Here is a 24,676-nt window from a genome sequence, read left to right as displayed (position 1 = left end):
GCGTATGCCGATGCCAAACCCGCCCCCTGGTATTTGACAGCGACAGCGCTCACCCCCTTAGCGTTCTGCTATCATCTGAAAATCGAGGTGGCTGTCGCTCTTTTACTTCCACAGCTAAATTTAAAAGGGTAGTGCAACCTCAGTTGGAGATTATAAAATGACAGGACTTTTTCAAATAGGTGATAAATTGCTGCAAGCCCAGGATATCCCGTCACTGTTGAAGCGGTATCAATTGATGCCCCAATTTTTGCGGGGGACGATCGAAGACCAAGCGATCGCGTCCTTTACTTGTACGGAAGAAGAGCGCAGCGCAGCCCTCGAACAATTCTACGCGCAGCACCAATTGACATCCTCGGAAGCTAAAGCAGCTTGGCTGCAAAGTCAAGACCTAACGGAAGAGGAACTTGTGCAGATGGCAATCCGACCCGTACTTATAGAAAAATTTAAGCAGGAAACTTGGAGCAGCAAAGTAGACAACTACTTTCTGGGTCGCAAGACCCACCTAGACCGCGTAGTCTACTCCCTAATCCGCACCAAAAATCCAGGACTAGCCCACGAGCTTTACTTCCGCATCGCCGAAGGCGAACAGACCTTTGAGGAAGTAGCCCGCGACTACTCCGAAGGCCCGGAAGCTCAGACCGGGGGAAGATTGGGGCCAGTATCTCTCTCACAGCCGCACCCAGCAATTAGTAAGCTTTTGTCAGTTAGTCAATCCGGCCAACTGTGGGCTCCCCGGGCTCTGGCAGAATGGATGGTAATTATCCGATTAGATAAGTTCATGCCAGCTCAGCTCGACGACTCAATGCGTCGGCATTTAATCAACGAACTATTTGAAACCTGGGTCGCCGAGCAATTGTCTCAAATTGCTCCGCTACAGCCGTTCCGATCCTCAGTATCTTCAGCATCATGACTTCTTCCGCAGTTTCCCTGTCCCAGATTCAAGCTTTTTTGGCAGAAACACCTCCGTTCGACCGACTTTCGGAGGCATCCCTGCAAGCTTTAGTGTCGAAATGTCAACTCCTGGGCTACCGAACGGGGCAACCCCTGTTAGAACGGGAAAGAATGCCGACTCAGGTGGCGATTATTTTTCAAGGTCAGGCTCGCCAGTTGGGTTATGACCAGCGATCGCAACGCCTGGTAAGTTTGCGCTTGGTGGGGCCCAAAGAAGTTCTCGGCTGGTCTTCGTTGCTGCGGGGAGTCCCCTGTGAAACGGCCCTCGCCTCCACTGATGTGATTGCCATAATTTTATCGGCAGAAGATTTCTTGAGCTTCGTACAAACTGAGCCGGCACTCAGAGAAGCCTTTGGCGATCGCTGTTCCTTGAGCGAAGTCTTTGAACTGTGGAGCTTGGAATTACAGCGGCGAGCGGACGGGACATCGAACCTGAAAGAACTGACCCAACAATCTTGGGCCGATGCGATCGTCCTCAACTTACCCAACGGTCAGAAAAAGACCCAAGAACTAGCCAACCAACTTGACCCTGACCGGATTTGGCTGGTTAGCAGCGGTGTCATTGGGGACTTTCCCACCGGCAGCCGACTGTCCTTGGACGGAACCAATAGATCGTTAAAAGTGGAAGGCCCAAGAGGAGCGAGGTTAGTAGGCTTCCGGGAAGCCGTAATTTCCCAAGAGCAAGCGATCGCCATTGACGGCTCTCAGACAGCCTTAAAAGCTCCCTTAGATATCTCCGCAGTACCCGCAGCCCCAGAACTGGCAGCCCCCCAGACTCCAGATCCTGCCGTACCATCAAAATTTCCAATTGTCCGGGGAAAAGGAACGATCGACGCTCCCCTAGCCTGCTTCCAAATGTTAAGCAAGTATTTTGGGGTCAGATTTCGCCGGGAGGTAGTCCGCAAAGCTGTAGAAAATCAGTACAAAACTACCGGCTCAATTACCTTGCAAGCCTGCGGTGCCATTATCCAAAGCATGGGCATTGTTCCTCAATTGGCCCAAGTGCCCTCTGATGCCATCAATCGGTTGAAAGCTCCGCTGATGATCAGATGGGAAGGCAGCTTTGCCATTATCTACAGCATCACCGAGCAAGAATTGGTGATGGCAGTGCCGGAGCAAGGGATTGTTCGCAAGCGAATAGCACAGTTTAGGGAAATCTGGGGTGAAGGCGGAGAAGTGCTGCTGCTACAGGCTGCCCAAGCTGAACAGAAAGAACAGTTCAGTTTCTGGTGGTTTGTACCCGCGCTTTCGGAACACAAAACAGTCTTTTTTGAGGTTTTACTTTCCTCGTTTTTCTTACAGCTATTCGGTCTGGCAAACCCTCTAATCAGCCAGATAATTATTGATAAGGTACTAGGACAGCGCAGTGTTGACACCCTGGATGTTTTAGGGGCGTTTTTATTAGGAGTTGCCCTGTTTGAAGGGCTGCTTAATGGTTTGCGTACCTTTTTGTTTATAGACACCACAAACCGCATTGATGTCAAACTGAGTGCGGAAGTAATCGACCACTTACTCCGGCTTCCCCAAGGCTATTTTGATAATCGGCGGGTGGGAGATTTGGTGTATAAATTCGGGATGATCAGCCACATCCGCGAATTTATGACCGGGACGGCCCTGACTGTAGTCATGGATGCGATCTTCTCGGTAGTTTATATGGCCGTGATGCTCTCCTACAGCGCCCAGTTAACCTTTGTTTCTTTGGGGGTTGTGCCTGTACTAGCTCTGATGATCGTGTTGATTAACCCAATGGTGCTACGGCTGATTAAGCAGAGAAATGCTCGCTTTTCTGATGCTCAATCTTATCTAGTAGAAGTTATTAGTGGGATTCAAACGGTTAAGGCTCAAAATATTGAACTGAAAACTCGCTGGGAGTGGTCGGGTCGGTATGCTAAATTCGTTACGGCAAGTTTTAAAACTATTCTCACAGGTACGGCGGCGGGGACATTTAGTAGCTTTTTAAATCAGGTGGGCAACCTGGCTCAATTGTGGGTAGGAGCGCATTTAGTGTTGAAAAATGAGATGACTTTAGGTCAGTTGATTGCTTTCCGAATTATTACTGGCAACGTTACTGGAGCGCTGCTGCGTTTTGTGAGTGTGTGGCAGAGTTTCCAAGAAGTTACGATGTCTATTGATATGCTCCGAGATGTGGTGGAGCACCCGACGGAGACGAGTGAGGAAGACCGCAGTAATATTGGGATGCCATCCATTGTTGGCTCTGTTAAGTTTGAGGAGCTTTCGTTCCGGTTTCGTGAGAGTGGCCCGCTACAATTAGCAAATGTGAATTTGCAATTCCCCGCTGGTAGTTTTGTGGGGATTGTAGGCGGTTCTGGGTCTGGGAAGAGTACGCTGATGAAGTTGTTGCAACGCCTTTACCCACCGCTGACTGGTCGCGTTTTTGTTGACGATTATGATACGTCTAAGGTGGAATTGTATTCGCTCCGCAGTCAAATTGGGGTGGTGCTGCAAGATACTCTCTTGTTTAACACCACTGTGCGGGAAAATATCGCCTTGAGCAATCCTGATGCTAGTGATGATGAGGTGATCCGGGCTGCAAAAGCAGCAGTGGCTCACGATTTTATTATGGGTCTGCCTTCTGGTTACAATACGGTGGTGGGAGAGCGGGGTGGTTCGCTGTCTGGGGGTCAAAAACAACGGATTGCGATCGCGCGGACTGTACTCCAAAACCCGAAGCTACTGATTTTGGACGAAGCCACGAGTGCCCTTGACTATCATTCTGAGCGCCAAGTTTGCAATAACTTAGCTGAAACTTTTAAAGGTCGAACGGTGTTTTTTATTACTCACCGTTTAACCACAGTCAGAAATGCTGACGTGATTATTATGATGGATCAAGGCTCTGTGGTGGAGCAAGGCCCTCACGATGAATTAATGGCTCTTAAAGGGCGTTACTATTGCCTGTTCCAACAACAGGAAGCCGCTCAGTAAAGTTTTGATAGATTGCTACCGGCAAGCTTCGTTCCTCGCAAGGTTAAATCCTGCGGTTAAGCTACGCCAACGCGGTTTTGAGTTAAGCAGTTTTGAGTTTTGAGTTAGTCAGTTTTGAGTTAAGGATTTAACCCCCATTCCCCTTAACAACGAACAATTAACAATTAACAATTAACAACTACCAACTACCAACTAACAACTAACAACTAACCATGAAATCGGTAATACTTTCCGAACAACCCGTCATTCTAGAGAAGCCAGCCTTTTGGGCGCACCTATTTCTCTGGATGATTATGCTCATGACTACTTCGGCTTTAGTTTGGGCTTATCTTGCCAAAATTGAACAAGCTGTCCCAGCAGTGGGTCAGTTGGAACTAAAAGATGGCTCCAGAGATATTCAAGCACCGACAACGGGAGCGGTGGTTAGACTTCACGTAGAAGATGGCGATCGCGTAGAAAAAAATCAACCCTTACTTACCTTTAGCCCTACTGCTCCCAGCGCTGATTTAGATTCTGTCAAGAAAGTTAAAGAGGCTCTAGAAAAAGAAAATAAATTTTACGAAGATGTTGTCAGCGGCAGAATTCAAGGCCCTCTGCCCTCAAATCTGGAATCAAGTATTAAGGATCGGCAGAGCTTAATTTCGCAAAATCAAGTTTTGCAAGCTCTGATTGATGAGTTGTACCTAAATAGAGGGGGTGGCGGCAGTTTTGACCAAAGTCAACAAGGACTTTATATTAACTATCGCTCTGAATATCTATCTCGCGTAGCAGCGGCCCAAGGACAGGTTCAAGAGTTAGAAAAACAATTGAAGCAGGCTGTGGATGCTGAAACAGCAGCTAGAGATCAATTACTAATAGCCAATCAACAATTAAATTATGCCCAGAAACAATTAGAAAATACCGAGCAGCAATTAAATTACTCCCAGGAGCAATTAAAATCTGCCGAGCAGCAAAGAGGATTGGCTCAGGAACAATTAACGAAATCTCAAGAGGTGTTTAAGTCACAGAAAAACATTCTCGATCGGCTTGCCCCACTGGTGCAAGAAGGTGCGATCGCGGAGCTTCAAAAAGAACGCCAAGATCAAGAAGTATTAAAAAGTGAAAGTGAAGTTCTCAGACAGCAAGATCAAATTAAGCAGCGCGAAGGTGAAATGAATTCCCGCAGAGGTGAAATTAACACCCGCAGAGGTGAAATCAATTCGCGCAGAGGTGAAATCAATGCCCGCGAAGGTGATTTCCAGAAAATTCAAGCAGATATAGAGCGCCAAAAGGGAGAACAAGAACGCATTTTAGAGTCCATCAACCGTGCACAGGAACAGTTACAAAATACTAAAGATGCCTGGGCTAAAGAGCTTTATACCAGAATTGCTGACAACCAAAAACAGATTGCAAGTAGCGATTCTCAGCTCAGCAGATTAAAACTAGAAAACCAGAAAAAGCTGTCTGAGGTCAATGCTCAGTTGGAAAAGGCTCAACAAACCCGCGATACTCAATTGATGAAGGCTCCTATATCGGGTGTGATCTACGATCTCAAGCCTTCATCGAAGGAGAAAGCTGAATTAGAACTCAAGAACGATGATGTGTGCCAATACGTGATTAACTCTGTGCTTAAGCCAGGGGAACCTCGCCCGAAAAGATGTAAGGAGGCTTATTATGAAGCCCAACAAACTGAGAAGCTGCTCAAAATTCTGCCTGATGAAAATGGGATTGAAGCGGTAGTTTATCTGGAAAACAGCAATGTAGCTTTGGTATTAGATTCTTTGCGCCGGAAACGGGAAAAGTTGGAGAAATATAACGGTAAAGAATTAGATGGTGAAAAGATTGATTGTGAAAAAGGGAAAGCCTGTGTTTGCCCTGAAAAAGAAGTAAACAGACAAAAACTAGACTTAAAAGGCTACGACTGCGTACCTGTGGAGGTTAATGTTGAAGCTTTCCCGGCGATGGAGTTTGGCACGGTACAGGGTGAAGTTACAAAGATTAGTAAGGATGCCGAACCTCCTACTGAACTTCGCAAATACTATGCCTTCAAAACTACAATCAAGTTGAAGAGTCAAAATTTTACTTTGAACAAGGGTAAGGAAAATCAAGTTGAGGTTGCCTTGCAGACGGGAATGTCTGTTAGTTCTAATATTAATATCGGCAAGCGGAGTGTTTTGCAGATGTTTGTTGACAGGTTTACTGGCAAGCTTGATACTTTCAAGAATGTCAAGTAAATTTTTCAAGTTTGACTATTAGGAAGACAATCGTAACGCCGCCGGGACGGCGGTTTCTTTACCGCCGGGACGGCGGCGTTACGATCGAAGGGTGCGATCGCAGACTGATGAAAAAAACTGCCTTATTAATTCTCTATCTGATTCCACTTGCTTTACTAATCGGCTTTGTAGCTAGTTTTAGCGTCAATTTTCCTGTCCACGATCAGTGGAGATTAGTTAGTCTTTTTGATAAAGTAGCTGTTGGCAATGCAACTTTTGGAGATTTTTGGGCTTTACATAGCAATCACCGGATTGTATTTCCAAAGATGATTATTACAATTCTAGCTTTTCTTTCTAATTGGAATATTAATTATGAAATTTGTTTGAGCATTTGTTTGTCGGTCATAACTTTTGTTTTTATCTATAAGTTATCCTCCAGTCAAGTTAAGGGTCGAGGGGATAACTTGTTTCATTTAGCTAATATTTTAACTTGCCTATGGGTCTTTTCTTTAGTTCAACATGAAAACTGGCTGTGGGGATTTCAATTAGCCTGGTTTTTAGTTAATTTATGTGTAATTATTGCCATTTTCATGCTAAATATTGAAAATAAATTATTGCCTAACGTTAGACTAGCTATTGCTGCTATATGTTGTGGAATCGCTAGTTTCTCGCTGGCACAAGGTTTATTGTCTTGGTTGGCTGTAATCCCTTCAGTTGTTGCTATTGAGGGAAGTATTGCACAGATCAGAAAAAGATTATTAGTATGGATGCTACTGTTTATAGGAACTTGTACTTTATATTTTATTGATTATCATCCCCAGCGTCAGCTTAGCATTATTTTACTGTTGCAAAAACCTTTAGTTACAGTTAACTATTTTTTTAATCTATTGGGTTCTCCAATTGTACGTTTACCTGTTATCTCTGGGTTCGTAGGCTTGATCGTATTTTTACTTTTTGTATTTTTTGTCTTTCATTTTAGCAAAAATTTTATGACAGCAAACTACTATCAGGATCGCGATGCTGCGCCTTGGCTATCGCTAGGTTTATTTTCAGTTTTATCTGCTATTTTTATTACGGTTGGCAGGGCAAGATTTGGAGCTAATCATGCTATAGAATCGTCAAGATATACAACAGTTTCGATATTTTTATTGATTGCTATAATTCAGTTATGGCTGCTGTTTAACAAAGAGAATCATATAGTAAAAATAAGGTCATCACAATTTATATATAAAGGATTTGCGGGAATCTTAATCTGTATAATATTTCTTAATTCACAACAAGCGATCGCGCAATCTCAAGCTGCACTTTCTTACAGACAAGGTAGTAAAACTTGCTTAGAGTTAATCAACTATCTAGAATCATCAAATTTTTTAGATAATTCACCAGATAGCTGCTTATGGGTAATGACTGAAAAAACGCAGTTAGTGAGGGAAGGGGCAGGAATTCTTGATAAAATAGGTTTTAGAAAGTTAGCGAAAGATATCACTTTTACGAATAAACCTAGTAAGATTTACGGTTATATTGATAATCCGCAGACGAGAGACAAGTCACTGATTGTCAAAGAAAGCGATACATTACAGGTTGCTGGGTGGGCAATTTTGCCAGACAAATTGGAATCACCAAAAATCGCGTTGCTTTCCTACGGGAATAAAAAATCTTTTTTTGCCAGTGCTTATGTAAACTTAGATAGTGATGACGTTGCCAAGACGTTAAACTCTAATCGCTACAAGCAAGCGAGATGGGGAGTCACTTTTTCAGCTAATTCTCTCCCAGTTGGCGAAACAATAATCAGCGCTTGGGTGTATAATCCTGATGGTAAGGAATTTGTTAAGTTGAATGGTGGCGTTAAAGTCACAGTGGAGGAGGAGTGAAAATTTCAGTTATTATACCAGCTCATAACGAGGAGAGCAGTTTGGGCGGCACTGTCAGTGCGATCGCGGACACTCTCTTACAAGAGCGAATACCTCATGAAATTCTGATTATCAATGACAATAGTACCGATAAAACTCTTGAAATTTGTCAACATTTGTCAGAGATTTTTCAAACAGTTAGGTATATCAATAATCAACCTCCAAATGGTTTTGGTTTTGCTGTACGTCGTGGTTTGAATGAGTTTGAAGGGGATGCTGTAGCAATTATGATGGCGGATGCTTCAGACGATGCTCAAGACTTGGTGGCGGGTTATCACAAACTGTTAGAAGGCTATGATTGCATCTTTGGTTCCCGATTTATCAAGGGGGGTTATGTTGTTGACTACCCGATTCATAAGTTGGCGATTAACCGTTTGGCAAATTGGTTTGTTAAAAGCATTTTTGGTTTGCCGTACAATGATGTAACTAATGCTTTTAAGATTTACCGTAGAGAAGCGATTGCTGGAGTTCAACCAATATTGAGCTATCATTTCAATCTGACAGTTGAACTGCCATTGAAAGCAATTGTTAGGGGTTTCTCTTACTCGGTAATTCCGATGCGGTGGTATAATCGGACTTCAGGGATTTCCAAGCTAAAAATTAAAGAGATGGGGAGCCGATATTTATTTATTGTTCTGTATGTCTGGCTGGAAAAACACTTGTCTCGTGGCGATTATCACCGGAATAAACAAATGGGTGAGTTGAGAGTTAATGCCTGAAAGTATTTTGATTTTAGGAGGTGCAGGTTTCATCGGTAGTTCTTTGGCAATTGGACTTAAAAAACTTCATCCTCAGTGGAAAATTATTTGTTTGGATAACCTGCGGCGCAGGGGTTCGGAGTTGAATCTTGCCAGGATGAAGCATTTTGATATCCAGTTTGTTTATGGAGATATTCGCTCTTCTGCGGATCTAGATCCAGTTGTTCTTAAAGTAGATTGTATTGTAGACTGTGCTGCTGAGCCTTCTGTGGTGGCTGGTTTTACTTCACCTAAATATGTTCTCCAAACTAATTTACTAGGAACTGTTAATATTCTGGAGTTGGCTAGACAAACGGGTGCGGGTTTGTTGTTTTTATCTACGAGTCGGGTTTATCCAATTGCGGCTCTTAAATCTGTAAAATTGTTAGAATTACCGTCAAGGTTTGCGATTGCACCAGAGCAAACTTTACCAGGCATTTCTCAACTAGGTATTTCTGAAGATTTCCCTTTAAAAGGATATCGTTCGCTGTACGGATCTACTAAACTAGCTTCGGAGTTGCTAATAGAAGAATACAGGGAAGCATACAATATTCCAGCGATTATAAACCGTTGTGGACTAATAACTGGAGCTTGGCAGATGGGTAAAGTCGATCAGGGTGTTTATGGGTTATGGGTGGCTGCTCACTATTTCCAAAAATCGCTAAATTATATTGGTTTTGGTGGTAGCGGTAAGCAAGTTAGAGATTTGTTGCACGTTGAGGATTTAGTGAGGCTAATTAATTATCAGTTAGAAAATTTTGCTGAGTTTGATGGAGAGGTTTTTAATGTGGGCGGCGGTTTTAGTAATAGTCTTTCTTTGGTGGAAACTACTAGGTTATGTCAAGAAATTACGGGAGAATGTATCGAGATTAATGCTTTGCTAGAAGAACGACCTGGGGATATCCCTATTTTTATTACTGATTCTTCTAGAGTGATTGAGAAAACTGGATGGAAGCCGACTATTGAACCTAAAGCGGCTTTGCAGGATATTTATGAGTGGATATTTGCTAATGAATCTGTGTTGAGTTCGATATTTTATTAGGCGAACCGCTTTCGTCACTGAGATGCAGAGGGAAAAGGAAAAGAAAGGTAAAAAAGTATGTAGTTGGGCTTTAGCCCTCTTTTATACCAAATCCGGTTTATATAGCAACCGCCAACACCATTAAGTAATTAAAGAGCTTAAACTTGTTATTGAAACTATTGACAAGCCCTTACAGAAGAGTTACTCTGGAATTTCCAAGCACCTGATCAAAGCACTCTGGAAGGTGGGAGGTAGAAAAGCAGTAGAAAAGAGCATTCAGAAATCTTTCGGAAAAGCAATTCCAGTTATTGGGGCTGCGATCGGCGGTGGCATGGACTGGTTTACTACCCAAGCTGCGGGGAAACTGGCGATCGAGTATTACGAAAACTCTGTTTCTGATTGGGTGGCTGAGGTTTTTGGTCTGTGCGAGGAAAAAGGAGCCTAAACCTGCTTATAGAACTGATTTCACAAATTCCTGAGAAATCCGTCTCCCTAATCGGCTACTCGCTAGGAGTTCGCGTTATATACTATGGGTTAGCATATTGTTCGGAATCCCCAAAAATAATCAACAACACAATTCTTTTAGGTGGTGCTGTCCGCAGAAATAAAGAATGGGGAATCAGGGCTTCAATATTGGCAGGCAAACTCGTGAATGTCTACAACTCCCAGGATGAAGTGCTAAACATACACTTCAAAATCGGAGAACTTTATCTAAAAAGCCCCTGCGGTCTAAAACCGATAAAAGACGCGCACCCCAGAATTATTAATGTAGATGCAACGTCTGCGATCGCAACATCAGACCATGCAGAAAAACATTATCTGCGGGTTTTGCCTGAAACAGTAGGGCGAAGCTTGTGGCTGTAAAATTAGCGCTTTTCATCCTACATGAGGCAGTCAAGCAAGAAAAGGGCAAATTATTTCATCTGACATCGCTTCGCTTTTGAAATTTATGTTGTGGCTGCTTTAAGCCTCAGCAAAGCTACATAGGAGTAATCTACCATGCAAGAGTTTATAGAATTATTAATGAGACTTCCACTCCTCGCACCTCTTGGGTGCAAGCCTCGATATGACTCACCTCTAAACCTGCATTAAAAAGTGCGTTGAGGGTAGAGGATTTTCCTACTCCTGTTTCACCAATTACGTACCTAGATGTGGTTTGGAGGCTTTGACAAACATTTGTCCTCCCAAAAATTGCCAAAGTAACGGCATTTTTAGGTAAAATTTTAGTAGTAGTGGTGAGGCTGGTCTACCTTTTGTGGAAAAAGGTAAAAATCTTGGTATAATTAAGTCTATTTTAAAGCCTACAGTTTGTAAAATTTCTTTAAGTGATAGATGGGTTATGGGTAATTGATGGTCGATAAAATCGTAATACTCTTTGAAGGAGTATTTGAAATTGGGTTGAACGATTAAGAGAGAGCCTTGGGGTTTAAGAGAGTTTAAACAAAAGGCTAGAATTTCAATTAGTTCTTCTTTATTGCGTAGATGTTCAAAAAAGTTGGAAATAAAAATTATGTCAAATTGGCAAGTGAGTAATTTTTGCTCATTCAAACTTAAAATATCCAAGTTAAGTACATTAACATCAGGATTCGCAAATAATTTAGAATCAGGATTGAGGTCAATTAAGTATTTTTCTTTTGCCTGAATTTGGTTGATAAATTCGCAGTAGCCACCACCAATATCTAAAACACTTGATTCGGGGGAAACATATTTTTGTAAGAAATCGTCAATTAAAATTTTCCAAAGCGTCACTTTTGAGCGCATCTGTTTGGCATCAAAGCGATTGGCATACAACTTTTTTAGATATTCGTCTGGTTTCATAGTAAAATAATTTTGGTAACTCCGTTATCGTGACTTGCCGCCACCTAAACAGGCAGTGTTGCTGCATCAAAAAGGTCTAAACCCTGATACTATTAGGATTGCTACTCAGCTTACCACTTTTTCTAGAACCATGAACATTGTATTTACTGAAATTTCAGAAGTCTTAATAATTGAACCTCGTGTTTTTGGTGACGATCGCGGGTTCTTTTTTGAAAGTTTCAACCATCGCACATTTGCCGAAAAGACGGGGGTTAAAACCGACTTTGTGCAAGACAATCACTCCAAATCAGCTAAAAATGTCCTGCGAGGCCTCCATTATCAAATGCAGCAACCTCAAGGTAAATTAGTAAGAGTAGGAATGGGAGAAATATTTGATGTGGCGGTGGATATTAGAAAAAACTCCCCCACTTTTGGGCAATGGGTTGGTTATTTGCTAAGTGCTGAAAATAAGCGGCAATTGTGGGTTCCGGCGGGGTTTGCTCACGGTTTTTTAGTTGTCTCGGAGGTGGCGGAGGTGCTATATAAAACTACTGAATACTATGCACCTGAACACGAAAGGTGTATTCTGTGGAATGACCCCGATTTAGCGATCGCATGGCCGCTAGCAGATGGGAAACCTATATTGTCGGCAAAAGATCGAGCAGGACAAACTTTGAAAACAGCGGAAGTTTTCTCATGATGAAAATTTTACTTACAGGTAGCGGCGGACAACTCGCTCAAGAATTGGAACCAATTCTATTATCGGTAGGAGAGGTTATTGCTGGCGATCGCACTCTCTTAGACTTATCCCAACCAGACAGCATTCGTCAGTTAATGGGGGAAATCAAACCAGATTTAGTCATCAATTGTGCTGCTTATACTGCTGTGGATAAAGCGGAAAGTGAACCGGAACTGGCAAATGCTGTTAATGGAATTGCGCCTGGTATTCTAGCAGAAGAATGTGAAAAATTAGGAGCGACATTAATTCACATTTCTACAGATTATGTATTTAGTGGTAGCCAAGGTTATCCTTATTGCGAAACAGATTCTACTAATCCATTGGGTGTTTATGGCAAGTCTAAATTAGCTGGCGAATTTTCAATTCAGGAAGCTTCAGATAGACATATTATTATTAGAACAGCTTGGGTTTATGGCAATGGTGGTAAAGGCAATTTTGTCAAAACCATGCTGAGATTAGGAAAGGATCGGGAAGAAATTCGGGTGGTAGCAGATCAGATAGGAAGTCCGACTTGGACTGGCGATCTTGCGGCTGCCATATCTCAAATTACTTCCTGCATTAAACCTGAAATTTTTGGCACTTACCATTACACTAACAGCGGTGTTGCTAGTTGGTATGATTTTGCGATCGCCATTTTTGAAGAAGCGAAACAACTAGGATTTCCCCTCAAAGTACAGCGTGTAATTCCTATTGCCACTCCTGAATATCCTACACCCGCAAAACGCCCCGCTTATTCTGTTCTTTCGTCTGCAAAGATATCAGCAGTTTTGGGTAATCATCCCCCTCACTGGCGGGAAGGACTCAGAAAAATGTTAGCAAGAGAGGCGAAATGAAACAGAAGTCACAGTTTGTTTTGATTGCCCCAGCAATTATCGCTATCCTGATACCAGCGGCTTATATTTTGTACTTGACATCCCAGTCAGGAGAGCTATCTAATTTTGACTATTGGTGGATTACCTGGAATTTTTATACAGTTGATGGCTTCTCTACTAATCCTTTCAACTGGATATTTCGGGCAAACGAGCATTTTCTACTAATTCCATCAGTTATCTATGCTCTCAATATTGTTGTCACCAAAGGGTCTAATATTGGCTTATCGTTAATTACCTGGATTTTTGCTTGGATTCAGTGTCACATATTAATCGCGATGCTACCTTTAAGTATACGGCGATCGCGGTTTATGTTTATCTGCTTGCTACTCTGCATTTCTATCTTTAATTTTACTCCCGCTGCTGCTCACAATTGGATGAGGGGGTTTAGCGGTGTGGCCTGGATGGGTGCTAATTTATTTGTAATTGCTTCTATCTTTTCGATGACAAAGATTGCGGACATAGCATCTATCGCTGTCCCCAATATCCCCCAGGGATTAAAATCCCTGTCTCATAGTAAAAGTCCTCTAAAGAGGACTGAAAAACAATCTAAATCTTTAGCCTTCTTTAGAAGAATTCAGCTATTAGCCGAGGATTTTAATCCCTGGCGGGTAATGGCAATAGACGACGGAGATATGTCTAAACCAAAATATATTAAATGGCTAATTGCTAGCATTGTTTTTGCTCTATTAGGCTCTATGAGTTACAGCACATCGCTAGCATTATGGCCTGTTTTGTGTATTTTTCCAGTGCTGGTAAAGTTGCCTCGTAAAGTTATTATCTCATATATTACTGCCGCTATTTTAGTTGTTGGTACTTACTTTTTAACCTATAAAACCCCCTCAAATAGCCCGTCGTTAGCTAAACTCAGTCTTGGCGATACTATTACCTATATTCCAGTTTATCTAGGTGGTATTTTTAGCAACAAAGTTACTATTTCCTTAATAGTTGGGATAATAGGATTAATAGCTGCCACAGGTTTTGGAGTTTATTGGCTGTTGTCAAAAAATAATCCTAATCGCCGAGAATGGCTGCCTTGGCTATCTATCCAAACTTATGCGATCGCAACTGCATTTATGGCCGCTGTCAGCCGTTCAGGATTTGGTGTAGAACAGGCTACCGCCTCACGCTATGCTTCTCTGCCTGCACTATTTTGGATCGGCTTAATTGTAGTAACAATATTGTGGTTTCGGCAATGGCAATTAACCTTTAAAATTCAAGGGCGTTTCCTGATACCGCTACTAGCAGTTGTTGCCTTTGCTATTATTTCAATGTACCAAATTGGGGGGCAGACGGCAGATGCGATCGCATACAGAGCAACTTATCAACCATTGGTAGCACTGTCACTTCAGCTAGGAATAACTGATGTCAGCCTAATTAAAGAACGGGTAGGCAACAAACCAGCAGCTTTTATTGGGTTAATTGATGCCTTGAAAGCTAACAATTTAGTTCCTTTTAATCGCGATGTTAAACAGCATAACTTTTGCGCAGCAATAGATGAAAAAATTAATCCTAATTTACTATCACCACCCAAAGATGGAGTGCCGGGATATTTTGATACAGTGACTAAATTTACACCTAAAGCAGCTAGAGTAATAGGTTGGGTGGGAGATCCAGAAAATAAGGTTAAATGTATTGCTATTCTCAATCAAGAAAATGTTATCAGAGGTTTTGCCATGTCAGGTTTTCCCCGTCCAGATTTAGTTAAAATATTTGGGCAATCCTACGAATTCTCGGCCTGGAGGGGATATATTGAGATATCACCAGTAGATAAAATGTTGACAGCTTATGCCTCATTTAAAAACCGCGAAGGTTGGATAGCATTGCGTAATTCCCAATTTTTACAGAAGAATTAACCTTGATTAGCAATAACAATTTACCAAAACAACTCAGCTTCGTGATTCCCGTTCACAATGAAGAAGCTACCCTCAAAATCTTGTTTGATAAAATTAGTGAGGTGATGTTACAAGAAAGAATTGACAATTACGAAATCATTTTTATAGATGATGGTAGTCGCGATCGTTCTTGGATAGAAATCAGCAATTTAGTTAACCAATATCCTAGCTTAATTAAGGCGATTAAATTGCGGCGTAATTTCGGTAAATCTGCGGCTCTTTCCGCTGGTTTCCGAAAATCAATGGGTAAAGTTATCTTTACCCTAGATGCCGATCTGCAAGACGATCCGGCAGAAATTCCTAACTTTTTGCAGCATCTAGAATTGGGCTTCGATTTAGTTTCCGGCTGGCGAAAAAAACGAAACGACCCGCTTTCTAAAACGTTACCATCGAAGCTGTTTAATACAGTTACTTCAATCCTGACAGGTGTACAATTGCATGATATAAATTGCGGATTCAAAGCTTATCGCAAAGAAGTTTTAGATTCCATCAAAGTGTACGGCGAATTGCACCGCTATATTCCAGTTTTAGCAAACAATCTGGGTTTTAAAATCGGCGAGGTTGTTGTCGAACACCATTTCCGAAAACACGGTCAATCAAAGTATGGATGGGAACGTTACGCAAGGGGATTTATTGACCTTTTAACTGTTTTAGCGACAACTCACTATTTACATAAACCAGGTCATTTATTTGGAGGGTTAGGATTATTTTTCGGTTCAATAGGTTTTCTCTCCCTGACTTACTTAATAATAGTATGGTTTCTTAACTTAGGTGGTATGCACTTAGGGCCGATCGGCACTCGCCCCCTTCTATTTTTTGGGATTTTGTGTACAATATTATCAGTGCAGTTGATCTCTTTGGGAATCTTAGCAGAGTTAATCACTCGCAATGTAGATGCTGATTATGTAGACAAGCAAATTGCTGAAGTTCTTGACGAAAATTGTTAAAATTAGTGTAACGCCGCCCTCTGGGCGGTAATTAATTAAACCGCCCAGAGGGCGGCGTTACGAAAAAGGGAGGTATTTAATGATTAAGCAAAGGCAGAAAAGTCCTGTGATTGAAAATGGTATTGTCGTCGGAACAGGATCGAATAAATATCAGATGCGAAATCCGATTGGTCAATTATTATTGAAGAATTTTGCTGACGTAATTGCTGAAATCGTCAAAGAAATTAATCCTAAAACTATTTTAGAAGTCGGATGTGGAGAAGGTCATATTACTAAAGTTCTAGTTGACAGCACTGATGCTAAAATCCACTGTACTGATATATCTCATACGATTTTGAATATTGCCAAAGATGCTATTTCCTCTCCCCGCGTATCCTTTGAAAATAAGAATATCTATGAATTAAAATCTGAAACAGATCGCTCGGATATTGTTGTTTGCTGCGAAGTATTAGAACATTTAGACGAGCCAATTTTAGGACTGGAAAAATTATACAACGTTGCTTCACCTTACTGCCTTTTGAGTGTGCCGCGAGAGCCGATATTTAGAACATTAAACTTTATTCGGGGAGCTCATTTTGCTCAATTTGGCAATAGTCCAGGGCACATTCAACACTGGTCAAAAAGAGGATTTATAAAATTAGTGCAAACCAAATTTGAGATTATTAAAGTAAAGTCCCCTTTACCTTGGACGGTAATTTTGGCTAAAGTTAAGTGATATTTTGTCCTGAACTGTGGGAAAATATGAACTTGGGGAACCTGTTAACCCGATCAGCGTCACGCACTCAAACTGATACTATATACCGGGAAAATATGAAAGCATTAATCCTCTCTGGCGGTAAAGGTACACGCCTCCGTCCCCTAACTTACACGGGTGCAAAACAACTCGTACCAGTGGCAAATAAGCCGATACTTTGGTACGGAATTGAGGGAATTGTCGCGGCTGGAATTACAGACATTGGGATTATTATTAGTCCTGAGACTGGGGAAGAGGTGAAGGCTAAAACTGGAAATGGCGATCGCTTCGGTGCTAAAATTACCTATATTCTCCAAGAAACACCTGCTGGGCTCGCTCATGCTGTTAAAGTTGCTCAGCCATTTTTAGGCGATTCTCCCTTTATTATGTATCTGGGAGATAACTTGATTCAAAGTCAGCTTGACCCGTTTTTGCAGACTTTTAAAAATAACAATCTTGATGCTTTAATTTTACTGCGACCTGTAACCAATCCTAGTGCTTTTGGTGTCGCTACAGTGGATGCACAGGGGCGCGTTTTAGAGTTAGTAGAAAAACCAAAAGTGCCACCATCTAATTTAGCACTCGTGGGGATTTACTTTTTTTCTAAGACTATACATGATGCAATCTCGCAAATTCAACCCTCTTCTCGTGGGGAACTAGAAATCACAGATGCTATTCAACAACTTATCAACGAACGAAAGCGAGTAGAAGCTTGCAATTTAGATGGTTGGTGGTTAGATACTGGGAAAAAAGATGACTTGCTCAGTGCTAACCAAATCATCTTAGATAGCTGTATAATTCCAGCAGTAGAAGTAGAAATAGACGCTACAACTAAAATCATTGGACGGGTACAAATTGGCAAAGGCAGTCAGATAATTAATTCTACCATTCGCGGCCCGGTTGTTATTGGCGAAAACTGCCACATAGAAAATTCTTTCATTGGCCCTTACAGTAGTATTGCCGATCGCGCAACTTTAATTGATGCTGACCTGGAACATAGTGTAATATTACAATCAGCTAAAATTGTTGGTATTAAGGAGCGAATTGTTGATAGTGTAATTGGACAACGTGCTCAACTAATCCCTGCCCCTGCACGCCCTAAAGCTCTACGGTTTATGATTGGTGATGATAGTTTAATTGAACTGACGTGATTTACTTTGTTACTGTCAATTATTATTCAACTTCACTTGTAGAAAAGTTAGTTAGTTCTATTCTACTAAATCAGGATGTTGACTGTCAAGTTATTATCGTTAATAACTCTCCTGATGATGACTCAATTCATAGCCTTAAGTCTGAATTTATATTCATTCTTGAGGCTGGGGATAATTTAGGGTTTGGGAAAGGCTGTAACTTAGGTTTGAACTGGATTTCTAATCAAAATTCAGAAGCTATTATCTGGCTAATTAACCCTGATGCTTATTTGGTGGAAAGTTCTGTTAAGCAAGCATCGCTGTTCTTTGAGACTTATCCAGAGGTTTCAATTTTAGGGACAGTAGTTTACGAGCCTACGGGTAAAATTTGGTTTGGGAATGGGCAATTTTTCGCGGACAAGGGCACAATTATTGCTGATGATTGTTTGTCACCTGAATTAGAAGTATTGCCTTATATAGAAATGACCTGGGTAACGGGTTGTAGTTTAATAATTAACTTAAGAAACTTTAATTATTGTCCTCAATTTGATGAGGATTACTTCTTATATTATGAAGATTTTGATTTTTGTAGACGCTATGCTAAACAGGGACATATTATTGCGTTAACTAAACAAATCTCTATCATTCACCAGCCATCATCTATTACTGGGACTATACCTGATGAAAAAATAAAACATAGCACTTATAGTTATCTCTTGACTTTAGAAAAACATACGAGTAAATTGGTCTTACTTTATAGATTGAGTCGGATAACTGTGTCAGCATTGATTTCTTTGCAAACTAATAATAAGATATCTGTTAATGAGCTAAAAGGAGTTTTACTGTATTGCAGGCGATTTGTTTTGTAATGCTTCTCCAAATCTCTCTAAGAAACTAAACCCTGGGGAGAAATTCTAAAATAATAATGGTTTTGTGGATATGGTCAACTAAGCAAAGAACACCCCTGTATTCTGAAGTCTTTATAGGGGCAATTGAATAACCGCGAGGTTGCGTTCGTCTATCAAAAATTACTCTTTGTGACCATTCTTCTAGTTGAGAAATTATCTCTTCTCTTGTCTCATTATCAAAACTTTCGAGAACTTGTTCAACTGGATAGAGCCATATTTCGTACACTTAACTCTTCCCTTTTTATTAACTGTTATTCTTTTGTTTCTGAGTTTTGTACTCTTCAAGGGAGACAAATTTACCTTGTTGGCAAAGGTCTAGTTTGTTCAGAATAGCTTGTTGGAGTTCTACTGAAAGCTCATCAAATTTGATCGATTGTTCGGGATTTTCTGTGTCTTCTGGGTTATACCAGGTAATTGTAGCGTCAGGTGTGTTGAGTTTTTCTAGCTCAGTTTGGGCAATTTCAGCGACGATATTGCTTGGGTTATTGATTTCTCTGGGGTTGATTATTGTTTTTGTTGGTTTTGCTGTAGTCATATTGAAGTCCTCACTCAAAAACACAACTGGTGCTAGGGAAGTTAGCCTCGATTTAAAGCCGAATCACTCCTGTTAACTAACTCTAACACGATCGTGAAAATTAGGTCAAGGAAGTTATTATGGTCGATATCTTCTTAGCGATCGCACTTTTCCTCAAAGCAGACTTTCCTGTTACTCAGCTTCACCCATTAAAGTAAAAGCCGCCCAACTTCTCGGATCTGGATATTTTTTCATTGTCACCAACATCGCTTGCCGCAATGCCTGAGCTTTATTCGGATTCTGCTGCAAATTCTGATAGAAATTAGCCATCAGGAAGGCGGTAGAACCATCATTGATAGGCCAAAGAGATACAATCGCACTAGGAACTCCGGCCGTAAATAAAGCGCGAGAAAGTCCGATAATACCATCACCAGTAATTCTACCTTTCCCTGTATCGCAAGCACTCAAAACAACTAATTCAGCATTGAGTTTCATCTGCAAAATTTCCCTGGAAGTCAGCAAACCATCCCCTTGATTATTAGGAGCAAGAGCGATCGCACCCGGTATATCTCCAGTATATAAGTCATTGAGTAAGCCGTGCGTTGCTAAATGTATGATTCGCGCTTGTGGCATCTTTTCAACAATAGCAGTTTTTGTGGCTTGGTTGCCAATAATCGCGTTAGTCTTGAGGAGATTAGCGATTTCTGTGGCTTCTTTTTCTGCTCCTGGCAGATCATCTAATTGGATAGCCGGTTCTCCCGGATATTGGGAAATTTTGGGCATAGTGGGATTGCCGACTACTAGGAAATTCGGATTAGTAATGGATGAAATTAAGCGAGATGCGCCCAGGCGTTGCCGTTGCTGGTGAGTCAATGATAAAACTTGAATGGAGGGAGCGGTGAGGATGGTGTGTTTCTCGATTAAGTATTTGCCATTAGCGTCGATCAGGGCGGGAAAGGGAACAAAAAATAAGTCGTTCTGCGGGATAAAAATGATGCGGGAGTTGGGGTCAGTTGGCAGTAAGTCGGCAATGGGTTGGATTAATATTTGATGGAGTTGCTGCCAGTTTTCTTTGATAGTTTTTTTACTTTGACCGCTGGTAATTTGTAATAAACCACGATTGCGAACTCCGAGGGATTCTTGAGCGCTGAAAACCAGTTTTGCGAGAGGTGATTTGGGTTGCTGTGGGGAGCGAGTGGCTACCTCTAGGCTCTGCTGGTTTTGCATTTGGATGAGTAAGAAGATGAGGCTAATTGTGCCGCTAGTTGCGACTAATCCTAGCAAAGTTTGAGCGAGTTTTGGGCGGAAAGCTTGACTTTTTTTAGAGGTTTTATCTGCATAAACGGCTGAATAGGCTAGAGTCGTAAAGCTACCCATAACGATTACCAACAATAGTATGATTATGGGATAGCTATAAGTTTGTAGGTTTTGTTGCCAAAATAGATTGATTGGGGTAATGTTTTGAGATTCTACAGGTTCTTGACTTTGCCACAAGGGTTTGAGGTCAACGGCGCGAAAGGTGACATTACCATTAGGCTGAATGACCCAAATATAGAGTTCTGATTCTTTGCCTTGTAGTCTGTCTTGAATTTTAAAAGTATCATAAATAATTGAATATTCAACGATGGTGGCATTTTGCTGTTTCGCAGTTGTTTTAATTGAGTCAATAGAGGGTGGTTGAATGCTGATTGATGAGGGTTGATTGGCATTCAAGCGCTGTGCTAGTAACTCGACAAAGGCTCTTGTTCTACCGCGTTCAGAAATTTCTAAAGCATCTGTGTACCGATTCTGTGTAATCAAGACTTTTTGCAACAGTTTGTAAGTTCTAGCTTGCCCTTCAAAAATTGATATTTTATCAGCATCTTCTAATCCTGTTCTTAGGGATTCCCACACCTTAATTCCTTCACGTAGACTTTGCTCTGCTTCTAATAGTTTGCCAGACTTGAGGAGAGCATTTCCTAAATTATTAAGCTCATTTCCTTCACTCTTACGCTCTTTGATTTCCCGTGCAATAGCCAAAGCTTGTTGATGGAATGCAATCCCTTTCTCATAATTTCCTAGTGACTCGTAAGCATAACCCAGATTACCGAGGGCATTTGCTTCTCCAAGACGGTCTTTAATTTCCCGTGCAATGGTCAAATATTGCTTGTTATAATCAATCTGTTTTCTATAGTCCCCTAGTAAGGAATAAGCATTCCCCAAATTTCCTAGAGCAATTGCCTCTCCATTGCGGTATTTGATTTCCTGAAATATGGTTAATGCCTCTTTGTAGTAAAATATTCCTTTCCCATAGTCGCCTAAAGCTATGTAAGCACCGGCTAGATTCCCCAGATGATTTGCCTCTCCGTTGCGGTATTTGATAATCCGTGCAATAACCAACGCCTGTTCAAGATAAAAGATTGCTTTTCCATAGTCGCCTACTTCGTTGTAAGTAAAACCCAAATTGCCGAGAGCAGTTGCCTCTAGAAAACGGTCTTTTATTTCTTTTGCAATAGTCAAATACTTCTGCTGGTAATCGATCGCTTTTTTATAATTTCCTAGTAAGCTGTAAGTATTACCCAGAATTCCAAGTGCAGTTCCCTCTCCCAAACGGGTTTTAATTGTTTGTAGAATGAGCAACCCCTGTTCAAGATAAAAAATCGCTTTTCTATAGTCTCCAAGAGAGTAGTAAGTATTACCCAGGTTGATGAGAGTAGCTCCCTCTGCCTCACGGCTTTTGATTTTCCGTAGAATTAGCAAAGCTTTTTTATGGTAAGCGATCGCTTTTTTAGAATAGCCTAATGGGCCGTAAATATTACCTAGATTGGTGAGAAGTGCTCCCTCTGCCTGAAGGTCTTTGATTTGCTGATAGATTATAAGAGCCTGTTCCCAAGGCTGTATAGCGGCTTCAAATTGGCTGGCTTGATAATACATATCCCCTTGATCCATAAGCCGCTTAGCTTCCGCTTTCCGACTATCAATTCCTTGAGCCAACAACTCACGCCCCTGACTTCCCACACTCAAAGGCCGCAAATCAATTTCTACACCACCTGCCACCCCCCTCAACGGCGATAGACAAATACCCAATCCCAACAAACCCGCTAAAACTCTTTTCATTCCTTCCTCTCTTTACCAAAACCGCTGAATCGGGTAAGCATCAAAGATAGAATCCGCACTCAAAATCGGCAGATGTTCCACCATTCCCTGAGCAATAATCAACCTGTCAAACGGATCGCGATGGTGAAGCGGCAATGACTCAATAACATTAATATGGTCTAAATTAATATTCTGCAGACTTATGCTATTAACACTAAGCTGCTGCTCTACAAACTCCTGAAAAGGTAGACCGAAACTCAGCTTACCAGTATTTTGCTTAATCGCAATCTCCCAAATACTTGCTATACTGACTAACTTTTCATTCTTTTCATCCTCAATTAACTGCTTTACCGTCAAATTCAGTTGAGGGCTATTGATAATAAACCAAATAAACGTATGGGTGTCCAACAATAGCCTCATTGTAGATAATCCTCAAAATCGGCGATTGGCTCTTCAAAATCAGCCGATAATGTCACCAAACCGATCGCACTTCCCGCCTTGGCCGGCCAACGCTTCTGTTCAGGTAACATCGGCATTAACTTCACAACAGGATGGTTATCTTTGAGAATCACCACCTCTTCCCCACCCATCGCCGCCTCTAGTAACGAGGAAATATTCGCGATCGCATCGGCAATATCTTTGTGCTGCATAATGATTGAATCCTCTATCAATTTAACTGGAATTTCTGTCACCTAATCGCGAATACCTGTCACCTTCAACCGCATCGTTCCCGGAGATGCTGCATCAAACCAAATTGCTCGAAGTTGATAGCGACTAGGAGTTCCCAACGCATCTGGCTGCGATTGCTTTTCTATGTTTCTAGCCTCTAGCTTCACCTTTGCTTTATCCCCCTCAATTTTAAAAGCACTCATCGGCTGTACCCGCCAAACTTCCGGCTGTCCCCGAATCACTGGCCCCTTATTCGTTTGACCCTCCGAGTCATTGGCTTTAAAGGTGACTGTCTCAATTTGGGCAATGGGCACTGACTCAGACTCAATCAGCAACTTCTGACCCGTCGCGTCAAACCCCTTGACCTGTCCCGATTTCGAGCCCCCCGTCTTTAGCTGCACATCTGCCAACTTAGGCAAATCTAGGGCAATTTCGTCTGCCTTTGGTGCCGAGTTAGCCGTCATTACCTGACCACAACCCGCTAAACCATTGGCTCCCATCAACAATGCCACAACCAGTAACTTAGAAAAAACTTTCATTTTTTTGACAGCACTTATAACTGCGCTACACTATTATTATAGATCAAATTTCTTTTGCCGTAGCCACACCTCCCACAGCATTACTATCAACTTAAGCTGAAAGCCCGCCAGAGGTTAAAACCCCTGGCTAATAGCTAAAGTCCTTTTTAGAGGACTAATAAGTTGTTAGCTATTTCTTCAGTCCTCTTAAGAGGACTTTCGCTTTGAGGCGGGGGTTTTAACCCCTGACGGACTAATGGTTTAACGTTAATTTTACACCTACGATCCCGCAAGTATCACCGTGTCCGAAACCTCCCCACAAACTCAACCCAATATACTAGGAAAATTTGCCTCAATCGTCACCTTACTAGGAGCCGCCCTTTACTTCACGGGCTGGATTTACCGCTGGGCATATTTCAGCTTTTTTCAACTCGAAGTCACCACCTTAGACCTCCCCTTCGAGTCATTTTTAATGGTTCCATTACAAGTATTTTTAGGCGATCCTTTCAGGTGCTTACTAACGGTATTGACATGGACTTTCACTGCTATTTTAATTCAAATTATCTTGAGACTGCTTAAAAGACAAAGATTGATTAAAGTAAATTTAAACGACTCCTTCATCGACGAATTAGTGATAGTTTCAGTTATTCTAATTATTCTGTTTTGGTTAGCTCGTTTCCAGGGAACTGCGGACGCGAGACGGGATGCAGGCCTACAATCAACATTACCTGCTGTTACTGTCGTTACTCCTGAAAAGCACTTAGGACTTGGACGCAAATTAGGCAGCACAGATAATCCTTCTGGCTTCCGCATTATCGGCGATGCAAAGCGATATAATCAACTCATCGGCAGAGAACTCAACGAGCAAAACGATAAGAGAGTTTGGCGATTATTAATTGACCGCAACGGCTTTTTCTATTTATTTCGTTCCTTACCGCCAAATGCCGATTCCAAAGAACGCCCGACAATTGTTGTTATTCAAGGAAGTGCGAACGGCGATCAGTTAGAGTCGATAGGAGCGTTGCCACTCCTACCTCTCCTTCAGAACGGAACGTGATACTTTCGCATCATTCCGCTCCTTGATAACTCCATCCTTGTTATGGATACGATTTAAGACTAACTATCAGG

The 24,676-nt window shown here is 41.7% G+C and carries 22 protein-coding genes; 16 read left to right on the top strand and 6 right to left on the bottom strand.

The features are described from left to right. Positions 1-157: 157 nt before the first annotated feature. The 8 genes from PY364_RS17185 (at position 158) to PY364_RS17150 (ending at position 10,618) form a co-directional block, all read left to right on the top strand. Positions 158-910, top strand: coding sequence for a peptidylprolyl isomerase (locus PY364_RS17185; RefSeq protein WP_275524310.1), 753 nt, complete (start codon positions 158-160; stop codon positions 908-910). Next, positions 907-3,894, top strand: a complete 2,988-nt coding sequence (locus PY364_RS17180; protein ID WP_275524309.1) for a peptidase domain-containing ABC transporter — start codon at positions 907-909, stop codon at positions 3,892-3,894. The genes PY364_RS17185 and PY364_RS17180 overlap by 4 nt, the downstream gene beginning before the upstream one ends. Positions 3,895-4,106: 212 nt before the next feature. Then, the gene (locus PY364_RS17175) at positions 4,107-6,107 is read left to right on the top strand and encodes a biotin/lipoyl-binding protein (protein ID WP_275524308.1); all 2,001 of its coding nucleotides are present in this window, start codon (positions 4,107-4,109) and stop codon (positions 6,105-6,107) included. Between the two features lie 107 nt (positions 6,108-6,214). Continuing rightward, positions 6,215-7,957, top strand: coding sequence for a hypothetical protein (locus PY364_RS17170; RefSeq protein WP_275524307.1), 1,743 nt, complete (start codon positions 6,215-6,217; stop codon positions 7,955-7,957). Beyond that, positions 7,954-8,715, top strand: a complete 762-nt coding sequence (locus tag PY364_RS17165; protein WP_275524306.1) for a glycosyltransferase family 2 protein — start codon at positions 7,954-7,956, stop codon at positions 8,713-8,715. The genes PY364_RS17170 and PY364_RS17165 overlap by 4 nt, the downstream gene beginning before the upstream one ends. Continuing rightward, on the top strand, positions 8,708-9,775 hold the full coding sequence (locus PY364_RS17160) for an NAD-dependent epimerase/dehydratase family protein (RefSeq protein ID WP_275524305.1): 1,068 nt from the start codon (positions 8,708-8,710) through the stop codon (positions 9,773-9,775). Before PY364_RS17165 ends, PY364_RS17160 begins: the two co-directional genes overlap by 8 nt. A gap of 223 nt (positions 9,776-9,998) precedes the next feature. Beyond that, the gene (locus PY364_RS17155; protein WP_275524304.1) at positions 9,999-10,199 is read left to right on the top strand and encodes a hypothetical protein; all 201 of its coding nucleotides are present in this window, start codon (positions 9,999-10,001) and stop codon (positions 10,197-10,199) included. Further along, positions 10,178-10,618 (top strand): DUF726 domain-containing protein, encoded by a 441-nt coding sequence (locus PY364_RS17150; protein ID WP_275524303.1) that lies wholly within the window; start codon positions 10,178-10,180, stop codon positions 10,616-10,618. Before PY364_RS17155 ends, PY364_RS17150 begins: the two co-directional genes overlap by 22 nt. Before the next feature lie 273 nt (positions 10,619-10,891). Here the strand turns inward: PY364_RS17150 and PY364_RS17145 are convergent, their stop codons facing one another. Then, positions 10,892-11,572, bottom strand: coding sequence for a methyltransferase domain-containing protein (locus PY364_RS17145; RefSeq protein WP_275524301.1), 681 nt, complete (start codon positions 11,570-11,572; stop codon positions 10,892-10,894). A 130-nt stretch (positions 11,573-11,702) separates the two neighbouring features. Here PY364_RS17145 and rfbC point away from each other — a divergent pair, with 130 nt between their 5' ends. The 7 genes from rfbC to PY364_RS17110 all read left to right on the top strand — a co-directional run bounded on the left by rfbC (position 11,703) and on the right by PY364_RS17110 (position 18,733). After that, on the top strand, positions 11,703-12,251 hold the full coding sequence (rfbC, locus tag PY364_RS17140; protein ID WP_275524299.1) for a dTDP-4-dehydrorhamnose 3,5-epimerase: 549 nt from the start codon (positions 11,703-11,705) through the stop codon (positions 12,249-12,251). Continuing rightward, positions 12,251-13,123: a dTDP-4-dehydrorhamnose reductase gene (gene rfbD, locus PY364_RS17135; RefSeq protein WP_275524502.1), complete on the top strand. Its 873-nt coding sequence runs from the start codon at positions 12,251-12,253 to the stop codon at positions 13,121-13,123. Before rfbC ends, rfbD begins: the two co-directional genes overlap by 1 nt. Further along, entirely contained in the window at positions 13,120-15,015 is a 1,896-nt protein-coding gene (locus tag PY364_RS17130) for a hypothetical protein (RefSeq protein WP_275524297.1), read from the top strand. The genes rfbD and PY364_RS17130 overlap by 4 nt, the downstream gene beginning before the upstream one ends. Positions 15,016-15,017: 2 nt before the next feature. Continuing rightward, positions 15,018-16,001 carry a glycosyltransferase family 2 protein gene (locus PY364_RS17125; RefSeq protein WP_275524296.1) on the top strand — a complete coding sequence of 328 codons (984 nt, stop codon included), beginning with the start codon at positions 15,018-15,020 and terminating at the stop codon, positions 15,999-16,001. A 79-nt stretch (positions 16,002-16,080) separates the two neighbouring features. Further along, complete coding sequence (locus PY364_RS17120) at positions 16,081-16,716, top strand: methyltransferase domain-containing protein (RefSeq protein WP_275524295.1); 636 nt, start codon at positions 16,081-16,083, stop codon at positions 16,714-16,716. 95 nt (positions 16,717-16,811) lie between these two features. Continuing rightward, the gene (locus PY364_RS17115; protein WP_275524294.1) at positions 16,812-17,885 is read left to right on the top strand and encodes a glucose-1-phosphate thymidylyltransferase; all 1,074 of its coding nucleotides are present in this window, start codon (positions 16,812-16,814) and stop codon (positions 17,883-17,885) included. Continuing rightward, complete coding sequence (locus PY364_RS17110) at positions 17,882-18,733, top strand: glycosyltransferase family 2 protein (protein ID WP_275524293.1); 852 nt, start codon at positions 17,882-17,884, stop codon at positions 18,731-18,733. Before PY364_RS17115 ends, PY364_RS17110 begins: the two co-directional genes overlap by 4 nt. A 283-nt stretch (positions 18,734-19,016) precedes the next feature. Here PY364_RS17110 and PY364_RS17105 read toward each other — a convergent pair whose 3' ends face one another. The 5 genes from PY364_RS17105 to PY364_RS17085 form a co-directional block, all read right to left on the bottom strand. After that, a complete protein-coding gene (locus tag PY364_RS17105) occupies positions 19,017-19,307 on the bottom strand; it encodes a hypothetical protein (RefSeq protein ID WP_275524292.1) in 291 nt (96 codons plus the stop codon). A gap of 171 nt (positions 19,308-19,478) precedes the next feature. Beyond that, positions 19,479-22,382 (bottom strand): CHAT domain-containing tetratricopeptide repeat protein, encoded by a 2,904-nt coding sequence (locus PY364_RS17100; RefSeq protein WP_275524291.1) that lies wholly within the window; start codon positions 22,380-22,382, stop codon positions 19,479-19,481. A 12-nt stretch (positions 22,383-22,394) separates the two neighbouring features. Further along, positions 22,395-22,781 (bottom strand): type II toxin-antitoxin system VapC family toxin, encoded by a 387-nt coding sequence (locus PY364_RS17095; protein WP_275524290.1) that lies wholly within the window; start codon positions 22,779-22,781, stop codon positions 22,395-22,397. Next, complete coding sequence (locus PY364_RS17090; RefSeq protein WP_275524288.1) at positions 22,778-23,011, bottom strand: type II toxin-antitoxin system prevent-host-death family antitoxin; 234 nt, start codon at positions 23,009-23,011, stop codon at positions 22,778-22,780. Before PY364_RS17090 ends, PY364_RS17095 begins: the two co-directional genes overlap by 4 nt. 42 nt (positions 23,012-23,053) lie before the next feature. Beyond that, on the bottom strand, positions 23,054-23,569 hold the full coding sequence (locus PY364_RS17085) for a hypothetical protein (RefSeq protein WP_275524286.1): 516 nt from the start codon (positions 23,567-23,569) through the stop codon (positions 23,054-23,056). A gap of 280 nt (positions 23,570-23,849) precedes the next feature. Between PY364_RS17085 and PY364_RS17080 the strand changes: the two genes are divergently transcribed. Next, the gene (locus tag PY364_RS17080) at positions 23,850-24,605 is read left to right on the top strand and encodes a hypothetical protein (protein ID WP_275524284.1); all 756 of its coding nucleotides are present in this window, start codon (positions 23,850-23,852) and stop codon (positions 24,603-24,605) included. Positions 24,606-24,676 lie beyond the last annotated feature (71 nt).

It is taken from the genome of Kamptonema sp. UHCC 0994 (assembly GCF_029167235.1).
Taxonomy (GTDB): Bacteria; Cyanobacteriota; Cyanobacteriia; order Cyanobacteriales; family Microcoleaceae; genus Kamptonema.
The sequence above is the reverse complement of the archived record's forward strand: the minus strand, read 5'-3'. Positions and strand labels throughout refer to the sequence as shown.

Bases quoted from the DNA above. Each gene is read 5' to 3' on its own strand.
- PY364_RS17095 (WP_275524290.1), bottom strand. From the start codon at position 22,781: ATGAGGCTATTGTTGGACACCCATACGTTTATTTGGTTTATTATCAAT.
- rfbD (WP_275524502.1), top strand. From the start codon at position 12,251: ATGAAAATTTTACTTACAGGTAGCGGCGGACAACTCGCTCAAGAATTG.
- PY364_RS17180 (WP_275524309.1), top strand. From the start codon at position 907: ATGACTTCTTCCGCAGTTTCCCTGTCCCAGATTCAAGCTTTTTTGGCA.
- PY364_RS17185 (WP_275524310.1), top strand. From the start codon at position 158: ATGACAGGACTTTTTCAAATAGGTGATAAATTGCTGCAAGCCCAGGAT.
- PY364_RS17120 (WP_275524295.1), top strand. From the start codon at position 16,081: ATGATTAAGCAAAGGCAGAAAAGTCCTGTGATTGAAAATGGTATTGTC.
- PY364_RS17175 (WP_275524308.1), top strand. From the start codon at position 4,107: ATGAAATCGGTAATACTTTCCGAACAACCCGTCATTCTAGAGAAGCCA.
- PY364_RS17170 (WP_275524307.1), top strand. From the start codon at position 6,215: ATGAAAAAAACTGCCTTATTAATTCTCTATCTGATTCCACTTGCTTTA.
- PY364_RS17130 (WP_275524297.1), top strand. From the start codon at position 13,120: ATGAAACAGAAGTCACAGTTTGTTTTGATTGCCCCAGCAATTATCGCT.
- PY364_RS17090 (WP_275524288.1), bottom strand. From the start codon at position 23,011: ATGCAGCACAAAGATATTGCCGATGCGATCGCGAATATTTCCTCGTTA.
- PY364_RS17115 (WP_275524294.1), top strand. From the start codon at position 16,812: ATGAAAGCATTAATCCTCTCTGGCGGTAAAGGTACACGCCTCCGTCCC.
- PY364_RS17105 (WP_275524292.1), bottom strand. From the start codon at position 19,307: ATGACTACAGCAAAACCAACAAAAACAATAATCAACCCCAGAGAAATC.
- PY364_RS17100 (WP_275524291.1), bottom strand. From the start codon at position 22,382: ATGAAAAGAGTTTTAGCGGGTTTGTTGGGATTGGGTATTTGTCTATCG.
- rfbC (WP_275524299.1), top strand. From the start codon at position 11,703: ATGAACATTGTATTTACTGAAATTTCAGAAGTCTTAATAATTGAACCT.
- PY364_RS17160 (WP_275524305.1), top strand. From the start codon at position 8,708: ATGCCTGAAAGTATTTTGATTTTAGGAGGTGCAGGTTTCATCGGTAGT.
- PY364_RS17085 (WP_275524286.1), bottom strand. From the start codon at position 23,569: ATGAAAGTTTTTTCTAAGTTACTGGTTGTGGCATTGTTGATGGGAGCC.
- PY364_RS17145 (WP_275524301.1), bottom strand. From the start codon at position 11,572: ATGAAACCAGACGAATATCTAAAAAAGTTGTATGCCAATCGCTTTGAT.